Origin of the sequence: Sphaerotilus sp. (assembly GCF_034519685.1) — a bacterium.
Lineage (GTDB): Bacteria > Pseudomonadota > Gammaproteobacteria > Burkholderiales > Burkholderiaceae_C > Sphaerotilus.
In genome coordinates this window covers 106,391-124,712 of record NZ_JAXHOF010000006.1, presented here as the reverse complement: position 1 = coordinate 124,712, position 18,322 = coordinate 106,391, and the positions used below count along the sequence as shown (strand labels likewise).

Sequence of the window (18,322 nt, the reverse complement as noted above, 5' to 3'; positions counted from 1 at the left end):
GTGAAGCAGTTCCTCAATTTCATCAACGGCGAGTTCATCGCCACTGGCAAGACCTTCGAGAACCGCGCACCTGTGGATAACCGGGTGCTCGGTCTGGTCCACGAGGCGGGACAGGCCGAGGTCGATGCGGCCGTCGCGAGCGCCCGCACCGCGCTCAAGGGCGACTGGGGCCGCATGAGCGTGGTCAAGCGCGTGGAGATGCTCTACGCGGTGGCCGACGAGATCAACCGCCGCTTCGACGACTTCCTGCAGGCCGAGATCGCCGACACCGGCAAGCCGCTGTCGCTGGCCTCGCACATCGACATCCCGCGCGGCGCGGCCAACTTCAAGGTCTTCGCCGACATCGTCAAGAACGTGCCGACCGAAAGCTTCCAGATGACCACGCCGGACGGCGGCACGGCGGTGAGCTACGCCGTGCGCTCGCCGCTCGGGGTGGTCGCGGTGGTGTGCCCGTGGAACCTGCCGCTGCTGCTGATGACGTGGAAGGTCGGCCCGGCGCTGGCCTGTGGCAACACGGTCATCGTCAAGCCGTCCGAGGAAACGCCCGCCACCGCCACGCTGCTCGGCGAGGTGATGAACGCGGTCGGCGTGCCCAAGGGCGTGTACCAGGTGCTGCACGGCTTTGGCCCCGGCTCGGCGGGTGAGTTCCTGACCAAGCACCCGGGTGTCAACGGCATCACCTTCACCGGCGAGACCCGCACGGGCGAGGCGATCATGGCCGCCGCCGCCAAAGGCGTGCGCCCGGTGTCGTTCGAGCTGGGCGGCAAGAACGCCGGCATCGTCTTCGCCGACGCCGACTTCGACAAGGCGGTCGCCGGCATCACGCGCAGTGCGTTCGAGAACTGTGGACAAGTCTGCCTCGGCACCGAGCGCCTCTATGTGCAGCGGCCGATCTTCGACAAGTTCGTCGCCGCGCTCAAGGAGAAGGCCGAGGCGCTCAAGGTCGGCCCGAGCGAGCAGCCCGGCGTCGGCCTCGGCCCGCTGATCTCGGCGGAGCACAAGCAGAAGGTGCTCGGCTACTACGCCAAGGCGGTGGCCGAAGGTGCCACGGTGGTCACCGGCGGCGGCGTGCCCGACATGCCCGGCGCCCTGGCCGAAGGCCACTGGGTCCAGCCGACGATCTGGACCGGCCTGCCCGAGAGCGCCAGCGTGGTGCGCGAGGAGGTCTTCGGCCCCTGCTGCCACATCGCGCCCTTCGACACCGAGGAAGAAGCCATCGCGCTGGCCAACGCCACCGACTACGGGCTGGCGACGACCGTGTGGACACAGAACCTCGGCACCGCGCACCGCATGGCCGCCGCCATCGAGGTCGGGCTGTGCTGGATCAACTCGTGGTTCCTTCGCGACCTGCGCACCGCGTTTGGCGGCGCGAAGGCCTCAGGGATCGGGCGCGAAGGCGGGGTGCATTCGCTGGAGTTCTACACCGAGCTGCGGAACGTGATGGTCAAGCTCTGAGTGGGCCGCCTGGCCGCAGGGCGACAGGGCGGCGCGGGTTCGTCACGCCCGTTGCCAGTTCTCGATCACCAGCCCCGGCACCTGCTCGAAATGCCGCACGTTGTCGGTCACCAGCACGGCCCCCAGCGCCAGCGCATGGGCCGCGATCATCTCGTCGAAGTCCCCGATCGGGGTGCCCCGCTGCCGCAATGCGGCCCGCAGCCGTCCATGCACCTCGGCCGCCGCAGCGTCCCAAGGCGCAGTGGTGGCCGTCTGCAGAAACGCCTCCACCATCCGCGCCAGCCGGAGCGCCTCGGGCCGCAGCGCCAGCCCGTAGCGCAACTCGGAATGGGTGACCGCTGAAATGCACCAGTCGTCCGCGTCCAGCGCCAACAGGCGCTGATCGATGCCCGGCGCTCCGCGCAGCGCGGCACTCACGGCATTGGTGTCCAGCAGGTAGCGTGTCATTCGACCCAACCCGCGAAGGGATCACGGGTCTGCGACCCCTGGTCTCGATCCGCCAGCCACGTGTCCACGCCCTCCGAACCACCCGGCGCATCACGCAACGCCATGAAGTCCTTCCAGGGGGAAGCCGGAGGCTGTGCCGACAGGATGACGTTGCCCGTGCGCGGGTCGCGGGAGACATAGACCTGCTTGCCCTCGAAGCGGAACTCGGCGGGCAGCCGCACGGCCTGGCTGCGGCCGTTCATGAACAGGGAGGCGGTTTTCATGGAGCAACGGCGGTGGCAATCGCAATGAATGGTATAGGCCTTGAACTATACCCACAAACCCGACCCATGCCGCTTGTCGTGTCAAGCGCCCCCGGCACACGCCGATATGTCAGCCATCCACTTGACTCCGGAGCCCCTGACATGCCCTCTGCCCCGCAAAAGTACCGCCTGCTGACCCGCAGCGACATGGATGGTCTGGTCTGTGCCGTGCTGCTGCGCGAGCTGGACATGATCGACGACATCACCTTCGTCCACCCCAAGGACGTGCAGGACGGCAAGGTCGCCGTGACCGAGCGGGACATCCTGACCAACGTGCCGTATGTGCCGGGCTGCGGCCTGTGCTTCGACCACCACGCCAGCGAAGCGATCCGCAACCAGGGCCGCCCCACCGCCGGCTACGTGCTCCAGACCGACGCCAAGTCGGCCGCCCGCGTCGTGTACGACCACTTCGGCGGCAAGGCGCGCTTCCCCCGCGTCAGCGACGAGATGATGGCCGCCGTGGACAAGGCCGACTCCGCCGGCTTCAGCATCGACGACGTGCTCGAACCGAAGGGCTGGGAGCTGCTGTCGTTCCTGATGGACGCGCGCACCGGGCTGGGCCGCTTCCGCGAGTTCCGCATCTCGAACTACCAGCTGATGATGAAGCTGATCGAGTGCTGCCGCGACATGCCGATCGACGAGATCCTGGCGCTGCCGGACGTGCGCGAGCGCGTCGAGCTGTTCTTTGCGCAGCACACCCTGTTCCGCGAGCAGATCCGCCGCGTCGCGCAGGTGCAGGACCACCTCGTGGTGCTCGACCTGCGCCATGAGGAAACCATCTACGCCGGCAACCGCTTCGTGGTCTACGCGATGTTCCCGCAGTGCGACATCTCGATGCACGTCATGTGGGGCCGCGAGAAGATGAATACCGTCTACACGGTGGGCAAGTCCATCTTCGGCCGGCGCAACCGCATGGACATCGGCGCGCTGATGCTCGAACACGGCGGCGGCGGCCACCACGCCGCCGGCACCTGCCAGGGCGCGAACGAGCAGGCCGACGCGCTCAAGCAGACCCTGTGCGACGAGATCCTGGGGCGCAGCCGGGCAGCGGCGGGGCTGAAGCAGGCGGCCTGAAGGGCGGGGCGGCCGCCGACGCGCCGATCCCGCGACAATCACGCGATCGACGATTCGGCAGCAGCCTCACCTTCCATGCCCACCACCCGCGTCCTGACCGGCATCACCACCACCGGCACCCCCCACCTCGGCAACTACGTCGGCGCCATCCGCCCTTGCGTGATCGCGAGCCGCCGCACCGATGTCGAGAGCTTCTTCTTCCTCGCCGACTACCACGCTCTCATCAAGTGCGACGACCCGGCGCGCATCGAGCGCTCGCGGCTGGAGCTGGCGGCGACGTGGCTGGCCGCCGGGCTGGATCCCGAGCGCGTCACGCTCTACCGCCAGAGCGACATCCCCGAGATCCCCGAGCTGACGTGGCTGCTGACCTGCGTCACCGCCAAGGGCCAGATGAACCGCGCCCACGCCTACAAGGCCGCCGCGGACGCGAACCTCGCGGCGGGCGAAGACATCGACGCCGGCATCACGATGGGCCTGTTCAGCTACCCGATCCTGATGGCCGCCGACATCCTGATGTTCAACGCGCACCAGATCCCGGTCGGCCGTGACCAGATCCAGCACATCGAGATGGCGCGCGACGTGGCGCAGCGCTTCAACCACCTCTACGGCGGTGGACGCGACTTCTTCGTGCTGCCGGAGGCGGTGATCGAGGCCGAGATGGCGCTGCTGCCCGGCCTCGACGGCCGCAAGATGAGCAAGAGCTACGACAACACGATCCCGCTGTTCGAGGGCGGCGCGAAGGCGCTGAAGGACGCGATCGCACGCATCGTCACCGACTCGAAGCTGCCGGGCGAGCCGAAAGACCCGGAGGGCTCGGCGCTGGTCACGCTGCACGACGCCTTCGGCACCGCCGCGCAGAACGCCGCCTTCCGCGACGCGCTGCGCGACGGGCTGGGCTGGGGCGAGGCCAAGCAGCGGCTGTTCGAGCTGATCAACGGCGAACTCGCGCCGATGCGGGCACGCTACGAAGCATTGATCGCCCAGCCGGCCGAGCTGGAGGCGATCCTGATGGCGGGCGCCGCCAAGGCCCGCGCCGAAGCTGCGCCGCTGCTGCAACGGCTGCGTGAAGCCGTGGGCCTGCGGCGCATGGCGGCCGCACCCGTGGCCGCCACGGTCACGCCAAAAGCGGACAAAGCCGCGGTGCCCACGTTCAAGCAGTACCGCGACGTGGACGGCCAGTTCTACTTCAAGCTCGCTGCGGCGGACGGGCGCGTACTGCTGCAGAGCCAGGCGTTTGCCGGCGGGCGCGATGCGGGGAACTGGGTGAAGCGGCTGAAGACGGAAGGGGCGGTGGCCATGCCGGAGGCGCCCGTGGCGCTGGGTGAAGGGGTGTCGGCGGAGGATGTCGCGCAGGCGCTGGCGGAGCTGATCGCCGCGGCGGATTGATCCTGCTGGCTCAACTGGCGCGGGCGTCCCTCGCCCCCTGCTGCCAGACATGCCGATAGACCCGTGCCGCAGCGAGTTGCTTGTCTTGCGCGGTATAGGGCGGCTCTGGCAGCGCCAAGTACACCTGATCGAGGATCCAGGTCTCTACCTCTGCCTGGGTCTGCTCCTTCTCGGTCCAGTGGTCCAGCGGCATCACCACCGCCTGCACCCCCGCCAGCAGTGACTGACTGGCCTGCTTGACCCGCTCGCGTGCTGCCAGGGACAGGTCATCGCGCTGCAGCAAGTCGAACAGGGCAAGCTGCTCCTCGCTGAGTCCTTCCCGAACCGCACGAGACTGCTCCGCGTCGAGCTGACCGGCCAGGTCGAGCAACCGGGCAAAGGTATCTTCCACCGTGGCGCGGTCCTTGTCCTGGTTGTAGGCGGCGATGACTTCCTGGTACTTCTTTTCGTAGTTCATGCGCAGCGGGTTGCAGGCCAGCATCTGGGCCAGCCGCTGCTCCACCACCTCACGGATGTCCTGCAAGACGGTGGCCTTGCGCCGGACCTTGCCGGTGAACTCGTCGCGCAGCTTGGCCATGTCGATCTGGGTCAGGTCGATGGTCAGCCCTGCTGCCTGGTCGTCACCCGCACCCTTGGTCTCGATGGCCTGGTTGACGATGCGGTGCAGTGCCTTGAGCAATCCGGTGACATCGGCCATGTCGCGGCGCTCGGCGAGCTTCTTGCGGATCGCCTCCAGATGGTCGTGGCGCTCCGCGTAGGCGAGTGCGGCCGGCTCCACCAGCAGTGCCTTGAACCGGCCGAACACCACCCGCGCCAGGATCTCGAAACGCCGCTTCGATTCATCGCTGGTATAGACCGCCTCCACTGCCGCGTTCAACAGGGTGATGCGCGGGAACCCTGTTGACCCGAGCAACTCCTTCGGCTCGAACCCCAGTCCACGCAGATGGGCCTCCGTCGCGTTCAGCGCATCCTCCAGTGCCGCGACCCGGTCTTCCAGCGGAGCGACGATCTCTGCATCACCACCGCCCTCACCGAGCGCGTATTGCGCTAGCGCAGCGCGCAGGCTCTTCAGCATCCCGTTGTAGTCCACGATCAGCCCGAAATCCTTGCCCGGGTAGACGCGGTTGGCGCGGGCGATGGCCTGCATCAGCGTGTGGGCGCGCAGGGGCTTGTCGATGTAGAGCGTGGACAGGCATTCGACATCGAATCCGGTCAGCCACATGGCGCAGACGATGGCGACGCGGAAGCGGTGCTTCGGATCCTTGAACGCGGACTCCACGTCGAGCCGCCGTCCATCCGGGGTCTCGAAGCCCTGCTTCAGGCGGGCGCGGTGCGGGACGATGTCGAAGTCCCATCGGCGGAAGTCCGCCACCTCGTTCTGCGCCTCGCTGATGACCATCTCGATCACCGTCTCGTCGAGCCACTGCGACTTGGCTAGCAGGCGGTCGCGCTGGGCGAATAGGCGCTGGCGGGTCTCGTCGTCCGGTGCCCGGGCGATGTCGGCACGCATCGCTTCGGCCTGCGTTCGCACAGCCGCCGCCTTGGCGCGCCACGCCGGCTCGATCATCTTGAGCATTCGGGCGCAGGTGATCTTGTCGATGCACACCAGCATCGCCTTGCCAGCCTCCCAGCGCGTGCTGCAGTGCTCGACGAAGTCGGTGGCGATGCGTTCGAGGCGCCGGTCGGCGGTGATGACCTCGTAGTCCCGCCCGAGCAGCTTTTCCAGCAGCGCGGTCTCGTCGGCGTCAAGGTCGGCGGCGTCCACTGCCGCCGCGATCCGGTCATTCAGGTCGAGCTTTTCCAACCCCAGCTTCTCGCCCCGGTTCTCGTAGACCAGCTTGACGGTAGCGCCGTCCTGCTCGCTACGCTGGAAGTCGTAGCGCGAGACATAGCCACCGAAGATGCGCCGGGTCAGCTCGTCCTGCTTGAACAGCGGTGTGCCGGTGAAGCCGATGAAGGCCGCGTTGGGCAGCGCCAGTCGCATGTTGCGCGCCAGCTTGCCGGCCTGGGTGCGATGCGCCTCGTCGGAGATGACGATGATGTCGTCACGGTCACTGTACGGCTGACCCGGCTTCACCGGCTGGTTGAACTTGTGGATCAGGCTGAAGACGTAGCGGTGGTTCTGGCCGAGCAGTTGTTTCAGCGCCTTGCCGTCCTTCGCCCGTGGTGTCTGCTCGTCGGCGACGCCGCAGCCGACGAAGGTCTTGTAGATCTGGCCATCGAGGTCGTCGCGGTCGGTCATCAGCACGAAGGTGAAGTTGCCCGGTACCGTGCGGCGCACCTTCTCGGCAAAGAAGGCCATCGAGTACGACTTGCCGCTGCCCTGGGTGTGCCAGACGACGCCGAGGCGGCCGAGGTCCGGGTGGGCGCGCTCGATCAGCGGGAGGGTCTGCACGGTGTCAGCATAGGGAGCGGTCGGCTCGGCGGCGATCAGGGCGACTGCGGCCTGGTCCTCGTTCGCGGCTTTCCGGTGCCGTGCAGTGGGTGCCGGCCGTTCGATCACGCGGTATTTCAGCCGCGCGTCCTTCGGGAACTGGCGCTTGAGGGCTTCCTGCCGGACGACGGCGTCCACGGCCTCGTTGACGCCCAGCAGTTGATGGTTGCGCGCCACCACCTTGCGCACCGCCCCGGCCCGGCTGGCATCGAAGAGGATGAAGTTCTCGACGATGTCGAGCAGCCGCACCTTGTCCAGCATGCCGTTGAGCAGCACCTCGGCCGCGACACTGCCCGGCTCGTCCTCGCGCAGGCGCTTCCATTCGCCGAAGTGTTCCCAGGTACTGGTGATCGAGCCGTAGCGGGCGTTGTCGCCATTGCTGACGATCAGGAAGGCGTTGTGGTGAAACGCATGGGCGATGACGTTCTCGTCGAGGTAGTCGCGCAGGTTGCCGTCGAAGGCGGTGCGGATGTTCTTGTAGACCGCCTTCAACTCGATGAACACCAGGGGCAGGCCGTTGACAAAGCACACAAGGTCAGCGCGGCGGTGGTAGTTCGGCGCACGCAGGCCGGTGATCTTGAGTTCACGCACGGCCAGGAAGCGGTTGCTGGCAGGCTGGCGGAAGTCGATCACGGTGGCCTGGGCCTGGCGCTGGTGGCCTTGTTCGTCGCGGTAGCTGACGGGCACGCCATCACGCATCAGGCGATGAAAGCGCTGGTTGTGCTGTCCCAGCGAGCGGGTGTGGTCGTGGTGCTTGAGCTGGGTGACGGCTGACTCGATCGCTGCGGCGGGCAGGCCGGGGTTGAGCCGGACGAGGGCGGCGCGCAGGTCGCGCACCAGCACCACCTCGCGCTCGTCGCTGCGGCCCAGCGTGCCGTCCGGGCCGAAGGTCTCGGTGTTCCAGGCGTAGACGCTGTCCCAGCCGAGCGCGGTTTCCAGGTGCTTCGCGAAGGTGTCCTGGACGAGGCGGTCCTCGCTGTTGATGTCGGTATAGGCCATGACTTCTTCCCCCTGTTCATAAAAGACAAATGCATTGATTGTCTTGAATTGTCTTTTATGTTTTTTCTTTTAAATCAACAGGTTATGAATCCTGTTGGCTCGGTGAGCCAAGTCTTCACGCCTGATTCGACCTGTCTTGTCCTTTAGGAGGCTCCGCGTCCGCGAGTCGGTAGCGGCGCCAGCGGCGTTCGCCTTCATGGGTGACGCGGCCTGCAGCGGCCAGGTCATCGAGCATCCGCTTGATTGCCTTGGTCGAAATCTCGGGGCCGATGCGCTGGTTCACGTCGGTGCTGGACGCGCCGGGGTAGCGGGACAGGTCTTCCAAGATCAACGCCATCAGCCGGTGCGGCTCGATGCGGGTCAGCGTCGTCGGCACGGTCAACGCCGCGCCGTGCAACAGCGCCGGATCGACGAAGTAGCGCGTGCCCTGCGTGCGTCCGGTGGTGCGGACCAGTGCCAGCGTCTGCAGGCGACCGAGCCAGAGGGTGAGGTCATCGGCGCCGCCGTCCTGCGTGTCCAGCAGGGTGCGCAGGCTGCGTGCGGTCATGCCTTCAGTCTGCGCCAGCACGCCCAGCGTGATGCGCTCGCGCTGCGTCAACTGGAAGCGTGCGTCGGCCTCGGTCAGCAGCCGCATCACCTCGGGCTTGGCGATGCGGCGCTGGATGGTGATGCGCACCCAATCGGCACCCTCTTCGGGCAGCGGCGCGGGGCGACCCTGGGACAGCAGGCGGTCGTAGATCAGGTCGAAGCCGCTGCCCTCGCGCTCCATCAAGCCGAGGTCGTGGAACACGCGGGCCAGCGCGTCGTTGCGGCGGCGGCTGGCGTGGAGGATGTTGCGAGGGGTCACGCCGAGCGGCAGACGGCCCGGGTTGACCACTTCCAGGCGGTCGGGGTGCAGGTTGAGGTAGATGTCGCCCTGCTGGGTGTAGGGGCGGTGGACCAGTGCATTGACCAGCAGCTCGCGCACCACCTTCTCGTCGTAGGCCGGCACGCTGCGGCGGTACAGCCCTTCGGCGATTTCGTAGTGTTCGCGGAAATCGGGGATCTCGCGCCAGATGGCATCGACGAGTTCGACGGGCGACAGGGCGTGGTCGTCCCAGACCCACTTGTTGATCTTCTCGGCCCGCTCGTCGTACTTGATGGCCTGGATCTGCGGGGCGGTGCCCAGGGCGCGGCGGTCGGCGGTGGTGCCGAGCAGCAGGACACCCAGGCGGGTCAGCGTCGGGCCTTGGGCGAGCGCGTAGTGGGTCAGCAGTTCGTCGGCGCTCTTTTCCTTGACGGAGGCTTTCACGCGGTCGGCAGCGCGGATGCCTTCGACGAAGCGGGCGCGCTGGGCAGGGTCGGCGGCGCTGCGGGGGACGCCGCTGTCCATCGTCTCCCAGGGGCGGCCGGGGCGCTCGTTGGCGAGGCGCAGCACGTCGTCGCCGAGGATGGGCTGGCAGGTGTCGCTGATGCGCAGGAAATAGCGCCCGTCGCAGGTCGAGGCGACGCTGTGGGCGCGGTCGATGGTCAGCTCGATGAACTCGCCGCCGTTGTCGGCGCGGCGCACGGCGGGCCGCGCCTGCACGTTGATGGTCAGCTCGCCCAGGCGCTTGCGCAGCCGCTCGGGCAGTGTGGGCGGCACCTTCTGGCCTGGTGGAGGCAGCGCCTCGCCGTCCTCGATCCCGATCAGCAACCGCCCGCCCGCGCCATTGGCAAACGCCACGGCGTCCTTCGCCAGCTCGTCCCAGTCGGCTGTCTTGCCGGTGATGGTGCGCAACGACTTCAGGTCGGTGTGCTGATCTTCGCGGGTCATGCGACCAGTTCTCCGCTCATCAGGCGCGGCAGCAGCAGATCGCGGGCAGCGCGGAGTTTCTGGTTTTGCAACGCCAATGTTTCTCTTTGCTGGAAAACTTGCGAAGCGACTCCCCCAAACTGCCGCATCAATCCAACCGGCGGCACAACTATTTCAAATTTTGAGACCATTTCTTTGGTCAGCGCCTCTCTGGTCGATCCTTTTTGGGCAAAGCTCAGTAGCTGTCGCTTGCGTTCGTCGCTGTTGATGGCTTTGTGAACAAAAAATGGGTCCGCCTTTTCTCGATCAACACGAATGATCATCACGTGCTGGTTAACACGGGCAGGCAAGTAGCGTTCTGGTGCCATGCAGCAGCGAGCTACTGATGCCCCAGTAATGTTCAGGAGAATATCCTTCGATTCAACGGTCACACCCGCCAGCGACAAGGCTTGCTCATCGCTGATAAAAGCCAAACCATCATCTTGGAATTGATCATCATAGACGTTCAGACTACGAATCAGAGGAGTGCCTTCTGGCAAATAAGCCGCATCCCCTCCGCGAGGAGTAAATCCACTGCCGATCTTGCCGACAATCTTTCCAAGCGGTACCTTGTGCCATCCCTCCGGCACACCCTCCACGATCCGCGTGTGCTCATGCCCCGGAAACCGCAGGCGCACGAACCATTCTTCGTAGAGCAGCCGCGCCGATTGCTCCAGCAGGGTCATGCGGCGGCGGTTGTTTTCGATGAGGTCGTCGTAGGAAGAAAGGCTTTCAGCAATACGTTCTTGAATCGCGAGAGGTGGCGCTTTTACTTCCAACTTGGCAAGACTCTGCAATGGAAGATGCTTAATCGTTGCGCCTGTAAGCAAATGGGAAAAACCATCAGTCTTACCCAAGTAAAGAAAACTATAAAACAAGAACTGATAATTAAATCCGATTTTAGGTCGAATACGGTGCAGGGCCTTCTGCAACATCATTCCAGGCACCGCATCATTCCAAATTGCGCAGCGCCCTGGCTCGCCACCCTCGCACATGACTATGTCACCGGAAATAACCCCAAAACGCTCCATGTCCTTGGGTTCAAACCGCATTTCCCGGAGATTTTCGAGTTCAAAAATCCCCCACCTGACATTCACGTTGGCAAGATAAGGGAACATATCTCCACGATTTTTCTTTTCGTCAAGCATTTTCCCAAGGGAAAGATCAGCGATATCACCTAGTCGATACTTCTCCCAGGTACTCATACCCCCAGCCCCTCAAAGTTCGCCTGAATCTTCGCCGCCAGCCCCACCGCCTCGCGGTTCAGGTCCGCCAGCTCGACATGCAAATCACGCAGGGTCTGCTCGAAATCGAAGTCTTCATCCACCTCGGCCGGAGCGACACCGACGAAGCGGCCGGGCGTCAGGCTCCAGTCGGCGGCTTCGATTTCGGCGCGGGTGACCACCTTGCACAGCCCCGGCACATCTCGCATCACCGCCTCGGGGAACCGCTCATGCAGCCACGCGATCTGGCGATGCACGTAAGCCGCAGCCTTGAGCTGCTCGACCGCCCGCGTGCGCTGCTCGTCGATCGCCTTGAACAGCCGGGCTGTGCCGCGCCGGTCGAAGTAGTCAGCCGCCGGCGCCTCGGCCGTCAGCGCCTGCGCCAGTTGCCCCGCCCGCGCCGCGAGCTTGCCCAGCAGGTCGATCTGCTTGACCAGCCCCCGCGCCGCGTCCGCCAGCGGCTGGAACGCCTTGCGGGTCTGGTGCTGCGCAGTGTTGGTCTGCGGCAAACCACCGTCCACCGCCAGCGGCGCACAGAACGCCGTCAAGCCGCTCACCAGCGCAGCCCGATCCGCTGCATACGCCGTGGCCGCCGCCGCCCATTCCTGCAACGCCGCGGTCAACGGCTGGCGCGCCTCGGCCACGAGGCCCAGATCGGCCAAGCTCTTGACCAACCCGTCCAACGGCAGCCGCCCCGCCGAAAGCCCCGTCTCGAACGCCACCAGCGCCGGCCCGATCGCCCCCGCCTCCCCAGCCAGCCGCGCCACGTAATCCTTCACCAGCCCCAGAAATTGCCCCGACTGCCCCCGGTACAGCCAGACGATCGCGCTCAGGTTCGCCTGCTGCTCGGGCGAGAAGTCGTAGATCTTGCGCGTGACCTTGCGGTAGACCTGCCGCGCATCGAGCATCAGCACCTGATCCCGCCGCGCCTCGGGCTTGGCCCGGTCGAAATGCCACAGCTCGCACGGCACCGTGCGCGTGTAGAAGAAGTTCGAGCGAATAGCGACCATCACGTCCACGTCGCCCGTCTCCACCAGCTTGCGCCGCACCTCCTTCTCGCCATGCCCCGCACTGCTGGCCTGCGACGACATCACGAACCCGGCCCGCCCCTTCGCCGACAGGTAGCTGTGGAAATACGAGATCCACAGGTAATTGCCGTTCGAGACCTGCTTGTCCTTGTTCACCCCCGGCAGCCCGAAGGTCAGCCGCCGATCGGTCTTGATCCGCTCCGCATCGACCATGTCCACGTTGAACGGCGGATTGGCCATCAGGAAATCGCAGTTCCCCCACAGCGGCTTGCCATCCTGCAGCCGATGCACGTCGTCATAGAAGGTGTTGGCCTCCGCGATGTGCCCTTCCAGCCCATGCACCGCCAGGTTCATCTTGGCCAGCCGGATCGTGGTGGCCGTCTTCTCCTGCCCGTAGAAGGTGACCCGCTTCATCGTGTCCAGCCCCTCGTGCTCGATGAAGTGGCTCGACTGCACGAACATCCCGCCCGACCCGCAGGCCAGATCGGCCACCACCCCATGGTCCGGCTCGATGATGTTGACGATCGTCTGCACCAGCGACGGCGGGGTGAAGAACTCCCCGTTGTCCTGCGCGCCCTGCATCGCGAACTTCATCAGGAAGTATTCGTAGATCCGGCCGAACACATCCCCCGTCGCCTGGCGCAGCGCCTCGGAATCGAAGGCCCGCAGCAGGTCTTCCAGCAGCTTGTTCTCGAACCGCTCGTAGTCTTTGGGCAACTGCCCGGCCAGAGGCTCGAAGCTAGCCTCCACGGCGTTCATGGCCTCGACCAGCGCCCGCCCCAGCGAGGCACTCGATGGCAGGTTCAGCAGGTGCTCGTACCGCGCCGTGTCGGGCAGCATCAGCGCACGGCGCTTGATGAAATCCGCGGCGATCAGAGCCCGCTGCGGCATCTTTCCCGCCGCCTGATCGGCCGTGATGGCGTGCAAGGCCGCGGCGTGGCGGTTGCTGGCGTGGCGCAGGAAGATCACCCCCAGCACCGGCATGCAATATTCGCTGCTGGTCAGCTTGGAGTTGGCGCGGAGCTGGTCAGCGGCCTCCCACAGCGTGGATTCGATCTGGGCGATGTGGTCAAAAGCATGGGCGGTCATCGATCGATTTTATCGACGCGGCCACAATCGCCCGCCATGTCTCGCTCCGAACGCCTGCGCACGCTCTACCGCGACATCGCCACGCTGCAGGCACAAGCTGCACCTGACCTACCGCGACGCCAGCGGCCAGGACACGGCGCGCACGGTCTGGCCGTTCGCTCGAGACCTCGCCCGGCTTTGCCCTGTTCGCACTGTCGTCCGGCGTGATGCTGGGCCTGTGGGCGGCGCATGCGGTCGAACCCGCGGCCACCCCGCCTGCGTGTGCTTGCCCCGAGCGACACCGGCGCCGCCTGAAGTGCTACGCTGACCCGGCTTCGCGCACCCCCGCGCGACCGAGGAGACACGATGCGCGCAACCCGCCTCCCCACGGCCCGCACTCTGCTGCTGACCACCACGCTGACGGCGGCGCTGCTGTCCCCGGCCATCGCCAGCGCCTGGGAGCTGCAGGGCACCAAGGCACTGGTCGCCCTCACCCGCGACCAGCAGCGCCTGCCGCTCGGCACCGTGGACTTCACGCCCCGCCCGGACGGCACGGTCGCCTTCGCCGTCCACATGGACCACACGAAGTTCACCGACCACTTCCTGTCGATGAAGGAGTTCAAGTGCGTCGAAGGCGGCGGCGAGGTGAACTGCCATGTGCCCTACCCGTATCCGAACCCGGGCACGGTGACACCGACCAACCTGGCGTGGCTGGAACACCACCTGCTGTTCCTGTTCAAGCTGCCCAAGGAATTCGGCGCCAAGCTGTGGAACGGGCTCTACTACAAGCTGGAGCGCACGGACACCGGGCTGGTCGGGCGGCCGCAGTCGATCGACCTGAACCGCATCAGCGCGCCCCCGGCGCAGACCGACAAGCCGCCATACCACCCGGCGCTGCGGGACGATGTGGCGGCGGGGGTGCGGTGGATCGACCGGATCGTGATCGAGTGATCGGTTCTGCGGTTCTGATCAGACACGCCGCAATGGCGCAGACACCGCCTCGATCCGCCCGGACTGGGAGTGAGCCGGCAGAGAACCGCTCAGATCGGTTGGCGAGCATCAGGTGGATTGTCACGAATTCGCCTCGCTTCTCTGCGGATCCACCCGAACGAATCAGCTCGGTGGACAGGCTCCCGTCGTCCTGAATTAGGATCTTCTCGATCTGAAAATACCAGCATCTGCCGGGCAGTATCGAGAGGCACAAGGGATGGCGACTGTTTTGATGACTGAACCTGCAACGACACCAGCGCACGCGCGTGCGAGCGATCCAGTGCTGCGTGCCCATGCCTCATTGACAGCGCTGAGCACCTGGATGGAGGCCCGCGTCAAACACGTCGCCTTGACTCAGGCTCCGTCCGAGTGGCAACGCTGGCAGGCAGAGTTGCAGTCGATCCGGGCCATCCTGCACCGCCCGCAGTCCGTACGGATCGCTATGGTCGGCACCACTGGCGCCGGCAAATCGACCTTCCTCAATGCGTTGCTCGGCCAGCAAGTGCTGCCGGTCGGTGTCATGGCACCGGTGACCGCCTTTGTCACGCTCGTTCGACACCACGCCGACCCCGCCTATCGGATTGAGGTCGATTTCGCCTCTCGCGCCGAGTGGGCAGCCGACATCGACCGCTTCCTTCAGGCCATCGCACCAGGGGAGGACGAAGGCGACGGAGAAGGCGTGATGAAGCGGATGCTCAATGCCATGCGCAAACGCATCGAAGCCGTCTTGGGCAACAAGCTGCCAGACGAAATGCCCATGCCTGATCTGCACCGTCTGACACTGCCGCCCAGCGTCGAACAGGTACTGTCTGGGTCTGGCAAGGACAGTCGTACCTTCGACGATGCCAAGGCGATGCAGGCCCACCTGAAGACCTTCATCCACGGTGACAGTGCGCTGTGGCCGCTGGTCAAGCAGGTCACGATCACCGGCCCCTATGACTGCCTGCGCGGGGGCATCGAACTGGTGGACCTGCCCGGCACGAACGATCCGAACGAGGCCCGCGTCGAAGTCACCCGCGAGTTCCTGCGCAGCGCGCCATTCGTGTGGCTGATGTTCCCAATGGTGCGTGGGCTGACGCAGGACATCCAGACCTTGCTGCACAAGGAGAAGCTGCTGCGCTCGCTGGTACTCAGTGGCAGCTATCGGGCGCTGTCGCTCATCGGCACCAAGGCAGACGACATCGACACGGCGGCGGCCGAGCAATTCGGCTTGCCCGAGGACTGCGAGCTGTCGGAGCTGATCCAGACCTACCAGCAGCACGCGATCGGCAACGCGCGCAAGCAACTGGAAGACATGGTGGGCGACCTCGTGGGCATCGGCGAATACGCGGACACGGCCCGGCAGATGAACGACCTAGCACGCCAGGCGCCCATCTTCACTGTCAGCTCGGCGGCCTACAACCGGATCAACAAGATCGGCCCCGGCCGCCGGGACTACGGCCTGGACCACAGCGACGAAACCGGCATTCCCGACGTGCTCAACCACCTGCGCACCCTGGCGGACGAGGCAGGACAGGGGCTGACCGGGCGGACGGCACTGAAGCGGGTCGAGCACCTGCGGGATGAAATGGCGCTCTTTTTTCGTTCGCGCGCGGCGCAAGGGTCTCCTGCGGTGACCCGTGCCCGCGCGGCCCTGCAGGAGGAAGTGACCCGTCTGGTCGAGCGCAGCCAAGAAGCCCTCGGCATCGCCCAGATGCAGCTCGACGAGAAGCGCACTGCCTTCATTGGTCGCATGGATCCACTGTTCCGCGACAGCGTGCGGGGCGTGCGCCGCACCTGCCAGGGTTGGCAGCAGATCCACTGGGCGACCCTGCGCGCCATCGTGGCGCGGGATGGCCTGTACAAGAGTCCGTCGAACGGGCGGGTCTACGACCTGAACGGGGACGTGACTGACCCGCTGATCGACCACCTGCCGGTGGCCTGGGAACACTACTTCACCACGGAACTCGGCGCCATCCGCGACGAGCTGGCGCTGCTGCTGACCCACGCGGCGGCGGAGTTCTGCTTCAGGGCGGGCAAGCTGGCGCAAGCCTCGGGTGGCAAGTCGCCCGCTTTGGTCCAGCAGCAGTTGGCAGCATTCCGCAAGCGTGTGAAGTTCGAGAAGCAGGAAAGCGCCCGGCGCGTGACGGGTGAGGTCAACGACCGGCGCCGGACGCTGGCCTATGGCATGTCCAACGCGGCCAAGGAGCACATGCTGCCAGCGTATGAGAGGGCCTCGCGGGAGTCCGGCCGCGGCGTCAAGGGCCGGATGCTTGAGCACCTCGCGACCACAGCGCAGCAGACCGCCCCGATCATCTTCGAGACGATCCAGCAGGATCTGACCGAAGCCCTGACTGGCCTGGAAGCCTTGATCAACCGACTGTTCGACGAGCTGGCTGCGGCCACGCAGGGTCAGGCAGAGCTGGTGGCCCAGAACGTCACGCTGGATCTGGACGAAGCGGCGATTGCGCCGGAGATCAGGCAGATTCTGGATTCGGTGCCAGACTTGACGTGATCGGCACAGAATTTTCGCTTTCCGGTCCACGGGACGGAGGCGAATCGCCCAATTGCAGGGCCTGTGCGGCGCAATAAATTTTTACCTGATAGGTAAAGACTCATAAAATCGACCTTCTTGAGGGAGCGTTCTTGAACATCACATTCAAGGACAAGAAGCTGCGCGAGATCTGCGAAAAGCAGGGCGTAGCGGACAAGAAATTGGGCGCGGCATGCGCAAGGAAGCTCAGAACTCGGCTGAGCGACCTGGACGCCGCCACCTGCGTCACGGACCTGCAAGCCGGTAGACCGCATCCACTGACCGGGGACCGTGAAGGCCAGTTCGCGCTGGACCTGACTGGGGGTTGGCGGCTGGTCTTTGGACCTGCGAACGATCCCGTCCCCCGCAAGGCGGACAACGCTATCGACTGGTCCCTCGTGACCATCGTCTTGATTGAATACATCGGTGACTACCATGACTGAACTGGCTGCAACCGACACCGACACTGGCGCACCGTTCACGCCCGACTGGGTGTCTCCGCCGGGTGACACCATCCTTGACCTGATCGAGGAGCGCGACTGGACACAACAGCAACTGGCCGCCCGGCTAGGCTACACGGCCAAGCATGTGAGCCACCTCATCAATGGCAAGGTGCCGCTGACAGAGGAGGCGGCGATTCGGCTTCAGCATGTGCTGGAGGTACCTGTGGGCTTCTGGCTCCAGCGCGAAGCGCGCTACCGCGAGCGGGCGGCACTACTGGAAGCGACCAACCAACACGCCACGATGGTCGGGTGGCTCGACAATTTCCCCCTGCGAGAAATGATGCGCCTGAATGTTCTGCCCAAGCGGCGCATTGATGCGAAATCAAAACCCTCGCTCGTGGCCGAAGTGTTGACCTTCTTCGGCGTAGCTTCTGCGCAGCAATGGCAGTCCAACTATGGCTGCATGGAGCTGTCTTTCCGGCGAAGCCGGCCAGATCAATCGGACATTGGCGCCATTTCGGCGTGGTTGCGCATGGGTGAGCGTACGGCCGAAAAGCTGGACGGCCCGCGCTACGACGAAGGCAGATTCAGATCCGCGCTGCAAGCCATCCGACCGTTGACAACACAGGCACCGCAGGAGTTCGAGCCACAACTGCGACAGCTGCTGCATGCGGCGGGGGTCGTGCTCGTGCTAATCCCAGCTTTGCCCCGTGCCCATGTGGCGGGTGTGGCGCGTTGGCTCAACCCGCATCGGCCGCTGATCCAGTTGTCGCTGTACGGCAAGACCAACGACAAATTCTGGTTCACTTTTTTCCACGAAGCCGCGCATGTGCTGCTTCACAGCCAGGAAAAGAAAGCTGTTTTTCTAGACGATCCCGGAACTGCGGGCAGCAACTCCGTGGAGGAACAACAGGCCAACGCCTGGGCACGGGATTTCCTGATCCCGCCAGAGCATGCCGAAGCCCTGCATTCACTGCCGAAGTCCAAGGCCGCCGTGACAGGTTTTGCGAACCGGATCGGCATTCATCCAGGCATCGTGGTGGGCCGGCTTCAGTTTGACGGACACCTCGACATGACTTGGATGAATGATCTGAAGGTCAGTTTTGCTTTTACACCCCCAGCAGAGCCGCGAAGCTGAATGCTCAAAG

Annotated in this window: 13 protein-coding genes; 7 read left to right on the top strand and 6 right to left on the bottom strand. The window is 65.3% G+C overall.

The features are described from left to right. Entirely contained in the window at positions 1-1,455 is a 1,455-nt protein-coding gene (locus U5O44_RS11625; RefSeq protein ID WP_322588642.1) for a 2-hydroxymuconic semialdehyde dehydrogenase, read from the top strand. Between the two features lie 42 nt (positions 1,456-1,497). Here U5O44_RS11625 and U5O44_RS11620 read toward each other — a convergent pair whose 3' ends face one another. Further along, positions 1,498-1,902 (bottom strand): type II toxin-antitoxin system VapC family toxin, encoded by a 405-nt coding sequence (locus U5O44_RS11620; protein WP_322588641.1) that lies wholly within the window; start codon positions 1,900-1,902, stop codon positions 1,498-1,500. Next, positions 1,899-2,165: an antitoxin gene (locus U5O44_RS11615; RefSeq protein WP_322588640.1), complete on the bottom strand. Its 267-nt coding sequence runs from the start codon at positions 2,163-2,165 to the stop codon at positions 1,899-1,901. The genes U5O44_RS11620 and U5O44_RS11615 overlap by 4 nt, the downstream gene beginning before the upstream one ends. Before the next feature lie 141 nt (positions 2,166-2,306). On the opposite strand from U5O44_RS11615, the gene U5O44_RS11610 reads away from it, so the two are divergent. Both U5O44_RS11610 and U5O44_RS11605 read left to right on the top strand, forming a co-directional pair. Continuing rightward, on the top strand, positions 2,307-3,278 hold the full coding sequence (locus U5O44_RS11610) for an exopolyphosphatase (protein WP_322588639.1): 972 nt from the start codon (positions 2,307-2,309) through the stop codon (positions 3,276-3,278). A 75-nt stretch (positions 3,279-3,353) separates the two neighbouring features. Continuing rightward, on the top strand, positions 3,354-4,664 hold the full coding sequence (locus U5O44_RS11605; protein ID WP_322588638.1) for a tryptophan--tRNA ligase: 1,311 nt from the start codon (positions 3,354-3,356) through the stop codon (positions 4,662-4,664). Positions 4,665-4,674: 10 nt separating this feature from the next. On the opposite strand, the gene U5O44_RS11600 is transcribed toward U5O44_RS11605, so the two are convergent. The 4 genes from U5O44_RS11600 to U5O44_RS11585 all read right to left on the bottom strand — a co-directional run bounded on the left by U5O44_RS11600 (position 4,675) and on the right by U5O44_RS11585 (position 13,250). Beyond that, positions 4,675-8,097 (bottom strand): type I restriction endonuclease subunit R, encoded by a 3,423-nt coding sequence (locus tag U5O44_RS11600; RefSeq protein ID WP_322588637.1) that lies wholly within the window; start codon positions 8,095-8,097, stop codon positions 4,675-4,677. 115 nt (positions 8,098-8,212) lie between these two features. Further along, a complete protein-coding gene (locus U5O44_RS11595) occupies positions 8,213-9,892 on the bottom strand; it encodes an ATP-binding protein (RefSeq protein WP_322588636.1) in 1,680 nt (559 codons plus the stop codon). Continuing rightward, on the bottom strand, positions 9,889-11,115 hold the full coding sequence (locus tag U5O44_RS11590) for a restriction endonuclease subunit S (protein WP_322588635.1): 1,227 nt from the start codon (positions 11,113-11,115) through the stop codon (positions 9,889-9,891). The genes U5O44_RS11595 and U5O44_RS11590 overlap by 4 nt, the downstream gene beginning before the upstream one ends. Next, positions 11,112-13,250, bottom strand: coding sequence for a type I restriction-modification system subunit M (locus U5O44_RS11585; RefSeq protein WP_322588634.1), 2,139 nt, complete (start codon positions 13,248-13,250; stop codon positions 11,112-11,114). Before U5O44_RS11585 ends, U5O44_RS11590 begins: the two co-directional genes overlap by 4 nt. Before the next feature lie 345 nt (positions 13,251-13,595). On the opposite strand from U5O44_RS11585, the gene U5O44_RS11580 reads away from it, so the two are divergent. The 4 genes from U5O44_RS11580 to U5O44_RS11565 all read left to right on the top strand — a co-directional run bounded on the left by U5O44_RS11580 (position 13,596) and on the right by U5O44_RS11565 (position 18,312). Further along, the gene (locus U5O44_RS11580; protein ID WP_322588633.1) at positions 13,596-14,180 is read left to right on the top strand and encodes a hypothetical protein; all 585 of its coding nucleotides are present in this window, start codon (positions 13,596-13,598) and stop codon (positions 14,178-14,180) included. Between the two features lie 271 nt (positions 14,181-14,451). Further along, on the top strand, positions 14,452-16,713 hold the full coding sequence (locus U5O44_RS11575; protein ID WP_322588632.1) for a dynamin family protein: 2,262 nt from the start codon (positions 14,452-14,454) through the stop codon (positions 16,711-16,713). A gap of 131 nt (positions 16,714-16,844) precedes the next feature. After that, a complete protein-coding gene (locus U5O44_RS11570) occupies positions 16,845-17,174 on the top strand; it encodes a type II toxin-antitoxin system RelE/ParE family toxin (RefSeq protein ID WP_322588631.1) in 330 nt (109 codons plus the stop codon). Then, on the top strand, positions 17,167-18,312 hold the full coding sequence (locus U5O44_RS11565; protein WP_322588630.1) for a helix-turn-helix domain-containing protein: 1,146 nt from the start codon (positions 17,167-17,169) through the stop codon (positions 18,310-18,312). The genes U5O44_RS11570 and U5O44_RS11565 overlap by 8 nt, the downstream gene beginning before the upstream one ends. Positions 18,313-18,322: the final 10 nt, after the last annotated feature.